We start from the raw sequence: 14445 nt of genomic DNA on the forward strand, positions 1-14445 counted from the left end.
CCAAATTATATGCTTAAATTTCTGTTAAGTCAAAATAATCTGAAATAATTAGAGGGTATAGAAATGAATTATAGAGAAAACAAATTAAGAGTGGTGACAATGTTTAATCGTCACCGCTCTTAATACCGGAAATCAGTTCTTGTTCTGCCTTATTACTATTAATGATATAGCGAATAATAAATTGACTTGCTAAAGTGATTGCCTTATCACTGTACGGTAGATTTTCTCCTGCCCTTAGAAGCCCTTGATATAGGTCACTTACTGTCCATTGTTTCATGAGTAACAATGAACGGTATTTTTCAACGGTGTTGTTATCAATATCAAAAAATATTTCCCCAGGTGTGTGTGTCACTTCAAGATAGCGCCTCATAGCTTCTAATACGATGAGTAAAGTGAAAGAATTTAAATGATTGAGGCTTTTACTCTGTTTATGGTGTACCTTATCGTAGTAATCGGATAGTAGGAGATGACACTTAATGACTTGGTAAGTATTTTGATGAGATGCGATTACCTTTTCGTGGAGTTTGATAATGACTTCTGAATTGGTGAGTGTGGGGTGATCAAGGTAAAATGAATATGCATCATCAATTGTCAAAGGGCCATTCATACTCATATAAACAAGAAATCTTGTTTGTTCCATTAGTTCCTGTAAACTTTCATCAACGATATAAACAGACTCTACTTGTAAATGACTTAAGTCAATTACACCATCATACTCATTTAAGCGTGATAATAGGATGTCCTTGTTCCCAGACACTTTTAAATCATGTGCTCTGAGAAGTTCTTTAATTACAGGAATCGTGAATTGTGATAATTTAGTAGCTAGATGTGTGGATTCGTGTAAATGACCAGCAGACAGTAAATGTTCTAAGCGTTGGTCTATAGACTGAGCTTCTGTCGACCAAAAATAGTAACGTTGTAACACATGTTTTGGCTTATCCTTTATTTGATGAAGGAATAAAAGATCTGTTGCATTTAAGGTCAATAATATCACATCCTTTACGAACGTATGTTTGATATAATTATAGATGAAAAATTAAACGAGGTGAAGTAATATGGCAGAGCATAAAATTTTTAAGATGGCAGTATCTAGTGTTTACCCTCATTATGTTACAAAGGCAGAGAGAAAAGATAGAACCAAAGAAGAAGTGGATGAAATTATCACTTGGTTAACAGGATATTCGAATGAAGCACTTCATGAACAACTCGAAAAAGGTGTTAATTTTGAAGAATTCTTTGATCAAGCACCGAATATGAACCCAAATAGACGTGAAGTCAAAGGTGTTATTTGTGGTGTAAGAGTTGAAGAAATTGAAGATCCTTTAATGCAGGAAATTCGCTATATAGATAAGTTGATTGATGAACTTGCTAAAGGTAAAAAGATGGAGAAAATTTTAAGAGAAGGATAGCCAATAACTCTGCAGAATATTCTGTAGAATTATTTTATTTTCATAAAGATTAGTGTAACTTATCTTTATAAGGGGGAATTGAAATGAAAGTTGAAAAAGTAGCAATTATTGGAGCGGGAAACGGTGGAATCACAGCAGCAGCGGACTTATCTGATAGAGGCTTTGAAATTACACTTTATGAAAATGAAAGTTTTGCTAGTAATTTAGAAAAAATAAGGGAACTAGGTGGTATACATTTTCATGAGAATGGAAATGACAAGTTTGTTCCTGTCTATAAGGTCACTACAGATATAAAAGAAGCTATTGAAGGTGCAGAAGTGATTATGTTAACAATCCCTGGATTTGCTATAGAAAATATGGCAGAAGCTCTTGCCCCATTTGTTCAAAAAGAACAAGTAATAATGCTAAATGGGGCAGGTGCTATGGGGGCAATAAGATTCACAAACAAAGTTAGAGCGCTCGGTTTTGACAAAGAACTTAAGATTGGAGAAACAAATTCTTTAACCTACGGGACACGTGCATTTCCAGCGGAAGCAAAAGTTGAGCTTGGGTTAAGAGTAAAAAAACTATTTTTCTCAGCCTTCCCAGCTAGTAAAACGAGTGAGTTAATTGATAAGTGTAAAACGTTGTATGACTGCTTAGTACCAGCTAAAAATGTATTACACTCGACCATGGAAAACGGAAATCCTGAAGTTCACCCTGGCCCTTCTTTACTTAATGCAGGACGAATTGATTATTCGAATGGTGAATTTTACTTATACAAAGAGGGCATTACAGAACATACAGTTAGATTATTACGCGGAATAGAAAGTGAACGAATTGCTATTGGGAGAGCCTTTGGCTTTGAGTTAGAAGATGCAATTACGAGTCGCTATAACAGAGGATATTTCGAGAACAATGAATATGATATACAGACTTTGTTCAATGAGAGTAAGGTTTATGGAAATATTAAAGGACCAACTGCTGTGGACTCTAGATACTTCACTGAGGATATTGCAGACGGCTTGGTTTTTTGGTCAGACCTTGGAAGAGAAGCAGATGTTCCGACTCCGAATATTGACGCAGTCATTACAATTGGAGGAACAATACTAAATAGGGACTTTCATAAAGAAGGCTTAACGCTTGAGAAAGTTGGACTATCTAATTTGAGCGTAAACGAAATTATCAATCGTTTGTAAAAAAATTAAACTAAGGGGAAATTGTTATGAAGAGAGCACCAACTTTATTTGAGTCTATTTCTTGTTTTGTTTTTCTAGCTGTTGTTATTGGTATCGGCTTTGGATATTTTGAAATACCGATCCAGCCATTATTATTACTATCTGCAGCATATGCAGCTTTTATTGCATACAGAGTAGGGCTAAGTTGGGAAGACATGGAGAAAGGAATTTCTACTCGCCTGAATACAGCAATGCCAGCGATATTTATTATTTTTGCAGTCGGGATAATAGTTGGAACTTGGATATATTCCGGAACAGTTCCCATGCTAATTTATTATGGATTACTCATAATTGATCCTCAATATTTCTTAGTAACCGCCTTTGTAATTTCAGCCATTGTTTCAGTAGCAACAGGAACAGCTTGGGGCTCATCTGCTACAGCGGGTGTCGCACTGATGGGTATCGCAGTAGAAATGAATATGCCCCTAGGTATAACAGCAGGCGCTATTATTTCTGGTGCTATTTTTGGTGACAAATTATCGCCTTTATCGGATACAACTAACTTAGCACCTTTAGTTGTAGGTGTAGACCTTTATGATCATATTAAACATATGTTATGGACAACCTTACCTGCATCTTTAATTGGTATAATCGTCTGGTATATTGCAGGTATGCAAATCGATGCGAGTAGCGCTTCTGGAAATAGTGTGAGTGGTTTAACAACAGATTTGGATCAAATATTTAACTGGAATATATTTATGCTTCTACCTTTTGTATTAATTCTATGGGGCGCCTTCTTTAAAAAACCGATTGTTCCAATCATGTTATTATCCTCAGTTGTTGCAGTGATTATTGGGGTATTATCCAATGGTTTTTCTCTCGTTGATGGCTTTACAGCAATGGCCAATGGCTTTTCGGTAGATATGGTCAACTCTAATGCAGAGTTTTCAGAGACAGTCCTTTCACTACTTAACCGCGGTGGAATATTCTCAATGGTAACAATTGTCGTGACAATCTTTTGTGGATATGCCTTTGCTGGAATAGTAGAAGCAGCAGGATGCTTAGATAGAATATTAGAATCATTTACAAAAATGGTTCAATCCACTTGGCAAATTATTGGATCAACAATTTTAGGTAGTATAATCATTGTATTTACAGCTGGCGTTGCATCGATATCTATTATAATGGTTGGTGTTCTAATGAAGGACGCATACAATAAGAAGAACCTAAATTTGCTTAATCTATCTAGAACATTAGAAGACTCTGGAACGATGATTTTAGGATTTGTACCATGGGGTGTTTCTGCTATTTACTACATGGAAGTGTTAGGTGTAGGGGTAGGAGATTATTGGATGTGGGCTGTCCCATGTTACCTCTGTATTGTATTTGCCATGATTTATGCAGTAACAGGAATCGGAATGAAGAAAAAAGCTGCCTAGGTGTTGCAAATTTTTACGATATCCTAAAAGAAAAAAGAGGTGCGTTATTTTATGAAGATTTACTTAGCAAGTCCATTTTTCGATAAAGAACAAGTTGAACGTGTAAAGCGTGTTGAAGCGGCATTGGAAAAGAACCCAACTGTAGAAGAAGTGTTTTCGCCACGTTTACAACAAGATGATCACCTTGAACATGGTTCTGATGAATGGAGAGAAACAATTTACAACAACGATATCAAACATGTAGAGTGGTGCGATGCAGTCGTCGCAGTTCATGATTACGTCGGTGAACATGTCGACCCAGGTACTGCTTTTGAAATTGGTTATGGTAAAGCTTTAGATAAATTCATTGTTTTATACCAAGAAAAAGATCCTATAAAAGAAGCGCCAGTTAACTTAATGTTAACTGATTCATTGGATGCTTACCTCCAAAACATTGAAGATCTAGCAACTTATGATTTCAATGAAAAGACACCGATTCGTTATGAAAATTACACTCACGCTCCGGTTGCGAAAGATGAGGCGTAGGCGTGTTTAATATACATCCCGTTAAACTACAGATATTTGTAGTTTAACGGGATTTTTTGTATTTGTTGAGAGATGGTAATATTCGTTTTTGTTTCGAAGGATAGGAATTACAAAAGAAATCCTTCGAAACAAAAACGAAGCGGATCTAATAGGATAGCTAAGCTCCGAAATAAAAACGAGGCGGATCTAATAGGATAGCTAAGCCTCGAAACAAAAACGAAGCGGATCTAATAGGATAGCTAAGCCTCGAAACAAAAACGAGGCGGATCTCCTATCTTCATCACACTAAAAATCATGCAGTTCTAAATTTTCTGTATGTTATAGCGTACAAAAATATGTTATAGTAACTTAAATTGATGTGGAGGTGAATGGTTGATGAAAGAAAATATAGCATTAATCGGAGACAACTTACAAAGTATACGTAAGGAACGTGGATTAAGTCTAGATAAGACAGCTGCGCTTACTGAGGTGAGTAAGGCGATGCTCGCTCAAATTGAGAGAGGGGAGTCTACTCCTACAGTCACTACATTATGGAAAATAGCTAAGGGCTTAAAGGTCTCGTTCTCATCTCTGATTACTCAGCAACAACATTCTATTAAAGTCATTCGTCAAGATGATGTACATACTGTTACAGAAGAAGATGGAGCCTATAGGGTTCATAATATCGTACCGTTCTCACCCGAGAAACTATTTGAATTGTATATAGTAGAAATTGATCGAGGGTGCCGTCATCACGCAGAGGCTCATACTGCAGGTGTGGAAGAGCATATCTTTGTTAACCAAGGTAGTTTTCAAATGGATGTGAATGGGACAGTGACTGATTTAAAAGAAGGTGAAGCGATCATCTTCGATGGCAGTCAGAAGCATACATATATTAATCCGACTGATGATTTAGTGAAACTAACGATGATTATGTACTACAAAAATTAAAGAAGAAGGTTTAATTATGACATTTGATGAACATATAAAAACAATCAAATATGTCTTCCCAAAAACAATTCCTATTATGGCAGGTTTTACATTTATAGGACTTGCTTACGGAATCTATATGGAATCTCTCGGGTTCGGCCCTGGGAGTGGGTGCATCGGTACTCAGCTTAATTGTTTTTGGTAGTGAGAACTTTATCCTACCGGCTATGATTATTATCATCATTGCCTTAACATCAATCAGAAAAATGATGTCTAGAAGAGAGGTGATCTCGTAATGTCTTTGAGCCAAGAAATTATCATCATTGCTTGTGTAGTTTTAGGTACGATGACGACGAGATTCCTACCTTTTCTTATATTTAACAATGATAAAGAAACACCAGCCTATATAAAATATCTCGGCTACATGTTACCGCCTGCAGTTTTTGGGTTACTCGTCGTCTATGCACTGAGAGAGGTAGATGTCACGTCAATGGGTGGTTTTGTGCCTGAAGCCTTAGCGATTGGTCTAATTATTATCCTGCATTACTGGAAGGAAAACATGTTGCTTTCCATTGCAGGCGGGACCATATTCTATATGATATTAGTCCAAGCGGTGTTCTAACATTTACATGGGCGTTCGTTTCCCGTGTACTAAAGTCGACTTCAATAAGTGAAAATAAAATTACGAAGTACATGTTGTGAGTGTCGTAGGAACGAACTAGGAATTTAAAAGCGCGAAGAAATAGTACGGATTTTGCACCCTTTATTTGATGCGCTCTATTTTCCTAGTGTAAATATTCCTACCGACTTTACTCACAGGCACTTGAATTCATTGGTTATTCTAAGAAAGAATTTCTATGGGTATATTCATGCTTGTTTTTAATGCTACGGTGGAAACCGTAGCTTTTTATTTTTAACTTACATTGAGGAGAAATATTATGAATGAAATGACTTATGAAAAACTAGAATATAACGACCTAAAAACACTAGTGAAATCCTACTGTGTCACCAGCCTAGGAAAAGACTTATTCGATAAACAAGCTCCGAGCGCTAATTTAAAAGTGGTAAGACACCGACTAAAGGAAACGACTGAAGCAAGAAATATCTTAGATACTGGAACAAAGATGTCTTTTATGAATGTGTCTAATATTGACTTTCTGATTGAAAAAATAGAAAAGGGCATAATTTTAACGCCTGAAGAACTCATCTATTTGACCGACTTTTTAAGAGGGTGCAGAAGAATTATTGAGTTTATGTCGACCAAAGAATTTATTGTCCCAACCCTATCGTCTTATGTGAATTCGATGACAGAACTGAGGTCTCTCGAGGAAGAAATCAGTGGGTCCATTAAAAACAATAAGGTCGACTCTCATGCATACAAGGAACTTAAAAGAGTACAGGTTTTTATCGACACAACAGAAGGGAAAATTAAGGATAAGTTAAATAAGTTTATAAGCAGCAACAAGAATTATGTGTAGGAAGCATTTATTAGTGTGAAGAATGATCGTTTTACTGTGCCAATTAAGGCGACTTATAAGAATCAGGTGAACGGGACAATTGTGGAGTTATCTTCGAAGGGAACAACGGCTTTGTTGAACCGGATGTGGTGAGAAAGCTAAGTGAAGAACTGGACGGTTTAAGGGCAGAAGAGGCCATGTTAGAGTATCAAATTCTCACGACACTGACAGGCTTGATTAATGAAAATATGCAGGTCATCAACATCAATATTGAGTTGATTGCCCAGTACGACATAATCAGTGTACGTGCGAGATTTTGTAAGGCGATTGATGGGCTAGAGCCAAAAATCAATGACCATGGCAAGATAAAGTTGGTCAGTTGTAAGCACCCTTTATTGTCAGGTGATATTGTGCCACTAGATTTTGAGATTGGGGATGACTACCGGAGTTTGGTGATTACCGGTCCAAACGTAGGTGGGAAAACGATCGTACTTAAAACAATTGGTCTCGTTCCCTAGCGACGATGTCGGGTTTTCATATTTCAGCGTCTAAAGAGACTGAGATTGCGATTTTTGACCAAATATTTGTTGATATTGGTGATAATAAAAGCAAAGAAAATGCCCTGAGTACTTTTTCATCACATATGAAAAACCTTTCGAATATTTTACCGCAAGTGAATAATAATACGCTGTTATTATTCGATGAAATCGGTAGTGGGACAGAACCGAATGAATGCGCAGCCTTAGCGATTTCACTGTTGGAAGAGTTTTATCATAAAGGTGCGATGACTGTCGCAACAACGCATTATGGTGAAATTAAGCGCTACTTAGAAATGCATGGAGATTTTATGAATGCAGCGATGCAGTTTAATCAAGAAACACTGGAACCACTGTTTAAACTGCAGATTGGAAAGTCAGGAGACAGCAACGCCCTGTGTATTTCTCGGTAGATGAAAGTGCCGGAAAACGTGCTGAAGCGGGCAGAGAATTATATAGTCGATAAGGACTATGGTATAGAAATTTTAGATCAAAATAAGGTGCGTAAAGAGAAGAAAGAAGAAATAGTCACAGTAGATACTACAATCTATGACAAAGGCGACCGGGTGAGACTTTTGGACTATGACGACTATGGGATTGTGTATGCCACAGAAGATAAATTCTCAAATGTGCAAGTGTATTATAAAGGCGAGATGCTTGTAGTGAATCAAAAACGCCTGAAATTGAAATGAACGCACAAGAAATTTATCCAAATGACTATGACTTGGATACCTTATTCACTGATTATAAAAATAGGAAGATGAATCACGATATAGAGCGAGGCTCTAAGAAAGCTTTGAAGAAGATTAAGAAAGAAATGAATAATTAAAACAGCATGTTATGCTCGTTACTAGTTCAAACTATTTTAGACAGTCGAAAAATTTAAATTTTTAACTGAGTTATGAATCCTTTCATATCTCAGTTTTTTGTTAGCAATTAATTGACCACTCAATAATTTATCAGACAATTCTATATTTTCGCTATTAATTATCTGAATAGTATGATAAGATATTTGGGAATTACAGTAATACTGGAATTTTGGAGGCTAACTAATGAAGACGATACCGACTTCGATAAAAACATTACGTTTAGAAAGGCGGCTAACTTTAAAGGAGTTGAGCAACAAAACTGATCTATCAGTCAGCTTTTTATCACAAGTTGAAAGGGGAGAGAGTTCTCCAGCTATTACTTCACTAAATAGAATTGCTGAAGCCTTAGACGTTAATATCACATATTTTTTTACACCACTGATGACAGAGGATTATAAGATTTCGTATAAAGATTCTGTACCCCTTAGTGTTGAATACTCAGAACAGACTATGTATAGGATGTCTAGTGATTTTGAGAATAGAGCATTGGAAAACTATTTGATAGAAATACCGTCAGGAAGTAGTAATGAGACTGTTCGACATGTGGGAGAGGAAATGTATTACTTGATTGAAGGAAATCTTACAGTATATGTGAACAACAAAAAATACGAGTTAGAAAAAAATGATGTGATACATTTTCCGTCTAATATACCACATCATTACGAAAATAATGGAGATAAAGTTGCAAAAATACTATGCGTGATAACACCTACACTATTTTAATTTAAAAGGGGAGATATTATGAGAGTAGCTACAGATATTGGTGGTACTTTTACAGATTTAGTAGCAGTTGATGATTACGGGAAAATTACAGTCGGAAAATCCGACACAACACCAGGTAATTTTGAGAAAGGTATATTCAATGTTATTGAAAAGGCAGGTATTGATTTTAAAGAAATAGAGATATTTTTTCATGGTACAACAGTAGTCATTAACTCTTTAACAGAAAAGAAAGGTGTAAAGACCGGATTAATTACTACTAAAGGATTTAGAGATGTATTGGAAATTGGTCGTGGGAACAGACCGGATTTATTCAATGTGAAATATAAAAAGCCACAATCTATTGTAGAAAGACATTTGAGAAAAGAAATATCTGAAAGATTAAATTATAAAGGTGAAGTAATATCTGAGTTAAAACTAAATGAAGTTGATGACATCATTGAATACTTTAAAGAATGTGAAGTAGAAGCGATTGCAGTGTCATTGCTCCACAGTTATAAAAATGATAAACATGAAAAAGAAGTAGTTAGTTACATAAAAGAAAAATATCCCGAGTTTAGTGTGACTGCATCTAGCGAATTAAGTAAAGAGTGGAGAGAGTACGAGCGTACTTCAACAGCAGTTTTTAACGCATATGTAAAACCAATTGCAAACGAATATCTAACTAATTTGGAAAAGCATCTTATGGAAAAAAGCAATTGTAAACGGAATTATATTATGCAATCAAATGGTGGTACAAGTACATTTGAAATTGCTAAAGAAAGTCCGATTAACATGGTGGAATCTGGACCTGTTGCAGGTATTTTTGGGGCATCCATTTTGGGAGGTCTACTTCGAGAGGAGAATCTCATTGTGCTCGATATAGGTGGCACTACAGCGAAATGTTCACTTGTTGAAAATGGGGAAGTGAATATTTCTACTAACTATCATATGGAGAAAACGGAACAATTTGCTGGGTATCCTTTGAAAGTACCGGTAGTCGATATTATTGAAATTGGTAACGGTGGAGGATCCATTGCTTGGATAGATGACAGTGGTTCAGTAAAAGTAGGTCCTAAGTCTGCTGGTGCTGATCCAGGACCAATAGCATATGGAAGGAATGGTGAGAATCCTACTACTACAGATGCTAACGTGTTGCTTGGCAGACTATCTCTAGAGAATTTTGACACAAGTATTTCATTGGATGAAATACGTAAGCAATTTGATGAGTCTCTGGGGAACGAACTAAACATAAAGCCAGTTGATTTAGCAATGGGTATCATAAAAATTGCAAACTCCAATATGTTAAACGCATTAAAATTAATCTCTGTAAGAAAAGGTTATGACCCTAGAGATTTCACACTTGTTGCAATTGGTGGTGGAGGACCAATGCATTCACAAGCATTAGCAAGAGAGTTAGGAATCAAGAAAGTTATCATACCATCGACATCAGCTGTTTTTGCATCATGGGGAATGCTAATGTCCGATATTCGTCATGATTATTCTCAAACATTACTTGTGCCTGTAGAAGGTTTAGACTATACAGGATTAAATAGTTCATATAGAGAAATGGTTAACAATGCTGCTGATACACTGGGCACAGAAGGAGTTCAACCGGAAAATATTGTGATAACCAAAAGGTTAGATATGAGATACGAAGGGCAAGAACACACTGTTGAAATTCCCGTACCATTTGATTTGATTAATGAACAAAATATCGAGGATGTTATTGAGAATTTCCACGAAAATCATAATCGATTATACTCATACACTTTACCGGAAAACGGAGTTGAAATTGTAAATATCAAAATTCAAGCTTTAGGTAAGTTAGATAAACCGACATTAGTTGAAGCTGAAGTAGAAGAAGGGGAACCTCTTAAAGCAGAAAGAAAAGTTTACTTTGAAGAGAGTGGCTGGATTGACCTATCTGTTTTTGATAAAGACAAACTAAGCCCGGGCGAAAAGGTGAATGGCCCGGCAATTATAGAAGAGAAGTCATCTTCTGTAATTTTACATGATGGCGATACATTGATAAAAGACAAATATGGCAACCTCGTAATTACTATAGGAGGTAATTAATATGAAATCATATCAAACAAACCCGTTTACTTATGAAGTTATAAAAGATGCACTAATAGCGACTGGCGAAGAAATGTTCATAGCACTAGCTAAAACTTCAATGAGTCCAATTGTCTATGAAGTGTTGGATTATGCATGTGGTTTAACTAACAATAAGGGAGAACTAGTTACTCAAGGAAATGGTGTAACAGGATTTATTGGAATGTTGTCGTTTATGGTTAAAGATACGATCGAGAAACACGGTGATTCAATAGAAGAAGGTGATATCTATATCATTAATGACCCATATAAAGGAGGGGGATCGCATTTAAATGATGTAGGTTTAGTAATGCCGGTATTTTATGAAGGTGAATTAATTTCATTTGTTGCGAATAAGGCGCACTGGACTGACGTTGGTGGTAAAGATCCAGGATCGATGTCTACAAACTCAACAGAAATATTTCAAGAAGGACTCCAGTTTACATGCTTAAAACTATTTTCGAAAAATGAAGTTAACGAACCTTTACTCAAGTTCATTGAAGCAAACGTAAGATATCCTAAGATATCTATTGGTGATTTATGGGCGCAAGTAGCAGCCTTACGAACAGGTGAAAAAAGGCTTAAAGAATTATGTGATAAGTACGATAAAGAAGTTATTTTAGAAAGTGTTGAGAGATTTTTAGATCAGGGCGAGACTTTATCTCTAAAAGAAATTAATAATTTGCCGAAAGGTACTTTCGAACTTAGTGATTTGATTGACGATGATGGTATTACTGATGACCAAATTAATATACAAATAAAGATTACGATTACTGATGATGAATTTATATGTGATTTCACCGGAACGGATCCACAAGTGAATGGACCTATAAACAGTTCATATACAGGATTAGTATCTTCTGTTAGGACTATATTCTTGGCTATTACCAATCCAGCACAAGACATAAATGATGGTGCTTTTAGACCACTGAAAGTCATTGCAGAAAAAGGTTCAATTGTTAATACATCTAGTCCTGCACCTACCTCAATGTACTGGGAGTCAATGTTGTACGGGAATGAATTGATTTGGAAAGTCTTAGCCCCATACTTGCCAGAAAAACTAACCGCAGGACACTTGATGTCAGTTTGTACAGTCATAATGGGAGGTAAGCATCCAGATAAAGAAGGAGATTTTCTTATCGTTGAACCATCTGTAGGTGGATGGGGAGCAGCAGATAATCAAGATGGAGATACAGGACAATTCTGTATCTTAGATGGAGAAACATTTAATGTACCTGTAGAAATAGCTGAGACGACTTACGGTGTAATTATTGATGAATATTCAATGAGAACTGATGGTGCAGGTGCAGGAAAGCATCGAGGTGGTCCTGGTGTGATAAGAAGTTATAGAGCTCTAACTGACAATCAATTCTTCACGGCGAGCTATGGTCATCACAAATTAAATGTTTGGGGTGCGAATGGCGGCATGGACGGCTCCAATAATGAATTCTTATTCGAAAAAGCTGATGGAACAATTGAAGGACCATTTGGTAAATATAATCAATATAAGTTAAATAAAGGCGATAAAGTCATATTGAGAACTGCTACTGGTGGTGGTTATGGTGATCCTAAAGAAAGAAGTAAGAAAGATATTGAAAGAGATATATTAAATGAATATATTACTGTTGAGCAAGCTTATGAATTTTATGGATATAAAGGGTGATCTTAAATGGAGATAAGAAATTTACCTGAAAATAAACAGACTGATGTACTTTATATGCATGGCCTATTTGAGGATGTATTGAAGGAAAAGAATATAGATGGAACTTTTAACTATGTCGAAATCTCCGGAAATTCAATCTTGCCTGAGGACGGATGGTCGGTACATGAACACGACGAATTCTCAATCATTCTTGAAGGAGAATTAGACTCAGAGGTGGATGGTAAATTGTATACCGTTCGTGCAGGTGACTACACCTATATTAAAAAGGGGACCCAGCACCGGACATACAATCGACAAAATGAAATTTGTAAAATTGTAAGTTTATTAATTTAAAAGGGGTGACGCGATGTCTAATAAAGAAGCAAGTGGGATGGGGAATGATAATCCGCTCGAAAGTGTACCTTTAAATCGTCGAGAAAAATGGTTAACACCAGCTGTAATCTTTGGTGGTTTGGAGTTTACAGTTCCAGTCTTAATGGTTGGTGCAACACTTGCAGGTGCTTTCGGAATTAGCGAAATATTTTGGATTGTCATGGCAGCAATGGTACTTATTCAATGGTTTGGTAACGCTTTGAGTGGATATATTGGTGCAAAAACAGGACGTCCCTCTTCAGTAATAGCAAAAAATAGTTTTGGAGATATTCAAGCCAGACTTATAGCTGGTGGAACTATTTTTATAGCTTCACTTGGTTGGTGGGCGTTACAAACAGCAGTAACAGCAAATGCACTTGCAGCTATGCTAGGAATAAATTATGAGGAAGAATGGGGCAAGTGGGCAGTGATTACTGTGGTTTCAGGATTATTGTTTGCCATACCATCTATAATTGGCTATAACTCAATGAAGTGGACAGATTACTTAGCAGTGCCTGCTGGCTTAATTCTTGTGATTGGCGGTATATATTTTGCTTTAAGAAATACAGGTTTCTCAGAAATATTGGAATGGAATCCTAGTGGAGAAATGACAATTTTAGCTGCAATTAGCTTAGTAATAGGTGTTAACGTGTCTCAGTGGGTGATTGCTGCAGACTACACTAGATACGCTAAGCCAACATGGAAAGATAACCTCTTAATTCCATTAGGAATTATTGGAGTAGGTGTACCTTTATTTATGGTTGGTGCAGTCATGTCTGTTGGTGTCGGTGATGCAGATATTGTAAGTGTTATGTTAAATTTAGGTTTTCCTATATGGGGATTCTTGATTTTATGGTTGGCGACTTGGACTTCTCAATTAGTAAACAATTATAGTATGGGTCTTGCCTTCTCGAATTTACTCAACGTGAATAGTAATAAAGGGAGAATGTTCCTAACATTACTAGGTACCATAATCGCACTAGCGGTAGCTTTGATGGGGATATTAGATTACTTTGAAGATTTCTTATACCTTACTGCACTAGTGTACCCAGCTATTGCCGGGATTCTTTTTGCAGACTTCTTCTTTTTAAGATCAAGAGAATGGAAGAATATTAAAAAATGGAACTACGTTGCCACAGTAGCAGTAATTATTGGTATAGCAATTGGATATTATACTCAATATATGAATCCTATCGGTTTACCCGCAGTCCAATCATTGTTTGGCGCGTTAATTTCATATTATTTACTTATGTTCTTAAAAGCTAAAATAAAACCTGATGAATTTACACCAGGTAAGTGGAGGAAAAAATAATAACTTCTAATAATGAAGAGCC

General features: G+C 36.3%; 12 protein-coding genes and 2 pseudogenes. 13 read left to right on the forward strand and 1 reads right to left on the reverse strand.

What is annotated here, in order from left to right:
• Nucleotides 1-103: 103 nt before the first annotated feature.
• Nucleotides 104-985 (reverse strand): SAP domain-containing protein, encoded by an 882-nt coding sequence (locus H624_RS0107415; RefSeq protein WP_026867023.1) that lies wholly within the window; start codon nt 983-985, stop codon nt 104-106.
• A 70-nt stretch (nt 986-1055) separates the two neighbouring features.
• Here H624_RS0107415 and H624_RS0107420 point away from each other — a divergent pair, with 70 nt between their 5' ends.
• From H624_RS0107420 to H624_RS0107495, 13 genes and pseudogenes are all read left to right on the forward strand, one after another.
• Complete coding sequence (locus H624_RS0107420; RefSeq protein WP_026867024.1) at nt 1056-1409, forward strand: DUF2200 domain-containing protein; 354 nt, start codon at nt 1056-1058, stop codon at nt 1407-1409.
• Between the two features lie 83 nt (nt 1410-1492).
• Nucleotides 1493-2587, forward strand: coding sequence for an NAD/NADP-dependent octopine/nopaline dehydrogenase family protein (locus H624_RS0107425; RefSeq protein ID WP_026867025.1), 1095 nt, complete (start codon nt 1493-1495; stop codon nt 2585-2587).
• 26 nt (nt 2588-2613) lie between these two features.
• Nucleotides 2614-4005 (forward strand): Na+/H+ antiporter NhaC, encoded by a 1392-nt coding sequence (gene nhaC / locus H624_RS0107430; RefSeq protein WP_026867026.1) that lies wholly within the window; start codon nt 2614-2616, stop codon nt 4003-4005.
• A 51-nt stretch (nt 4006-4056) separates the two neighbouring features.
• Nucleotides 4057-4530 (forward strand): nucleoside 2-deoxyribosyltransferase, encoded by a 474-nt coding sequence (locus H624_RS11820; protein ID WP_035856402.1) that lies wholly within the window; start codon nt 4057-4059, stop codon nt 4528-4530.
• Between the two features lie 375 nt (nt 4531-4905).
• A complete protein-coding gene (locus H624_RS0107440) occupies nt 4906-5460 on the forward strand; it encodes a helix-turn-helix domain-containing protein (RefSeq protein ID WP_026867027.1) in 555 nt (184 codons plus the stop codon).
• A gap of 16 nt (nt 5461-5476) precedes the next feature.
• Nucleotides 5477-5596: pseudogene (locus H624_RS12945) on the forward strand (branched-chain amino acid transporter AzlC); the annotation flags it as partial.
• 138 nt (nt 5597-5734) lie between these two features.
• Nucleotides 5735-6061 carry a branched-chain amino acid transporter permease gene (locus H624_RS0107450; RefSeq protein ID WP_026867028.1) on the forward strand — a complete coding sequence of 109 codons (327 nt, stop codon included), beginning with the start codon at nt 5735-5737 and terminating at the stop codon, nt 6059-6061.
• Nucleotides 6062-6377: 316 nt separating this feature from the next.
• Nucleotides 6378-8261, forward strand: a pseudogene (locus H624_RS11825) (endonuclease MutS2).
• A gap of 223 nt (nt 8262-8484) precedes the next feature.
• Nucleotides 8485-9024 carry a helix-turn-helix domain-containing protein gene (locus tag H624_RS0107475; protein WP_026867033.1) on the forward strand — a complete coding sequence of 180 codons (540 nt, stop codon included), beginning with the start codon at nt 8485-8487 and terminating at the stop codon, nt 9022-9024.
• Nucleotides 9025-9042: 18 nt separating this feature from the next.
• Nucleotides 9043-11079 (forward strand): hydantoinase/oxoprolinase family protein, encoded by a 2037-nt coding sequence (locus H624_RS0107480; protein WP_026867034.1) that lies wholly within the window; start codon nt 9043-9045, stop codon nt 11077-11079.
• A gap of 1 nt (nt 11080) precedes the next feature.
• Nucleotides 11081-12760 (forward strand): hydantoinase B/oxoprolinase family protein, encoded by a 1680-nt coding sequence (locus H624_RS11830; protein WP_035856420.1) that lies wholly within the window; start codon nt 11081-11083, stop codon nt 12758-12760.
• A 6-nt stretch (nt 12761-12766) separates the two neighbouring features.
• Complete coding sequence (locus H624_RS12240) at nt 12767-13093, forward strand: cupin domain-containing protein (RefSeq protein ID WP_051220525.1); 327 nt, start codon at nt 12767-12769, stop codon at nt 13091-13093.
• A 13-nt stretch (nt 13094-13106) separates the two neighbouring features.
• Entirely contained in the window at nt 13107-14423 is a 1317-nt protein-coding gene (locus H624_RS0107495) for a purine-cytosine permease family protein (protein WP_051220526.1), read from the forward strand.
• The last annotated feature ends 22 nt before the right edge of the window (nt 14424-14445 follow it).

The organism is Jeotgalicoccus marinus DSM 19772 (genome assembly GCF_000425825.1).
Lineage (GTDB): Bacteria > Bacillota > Bacilli > Staphylococcales > Salinicoccaceae > Jeotgalicoccus > Jeotgalicoccus marinus.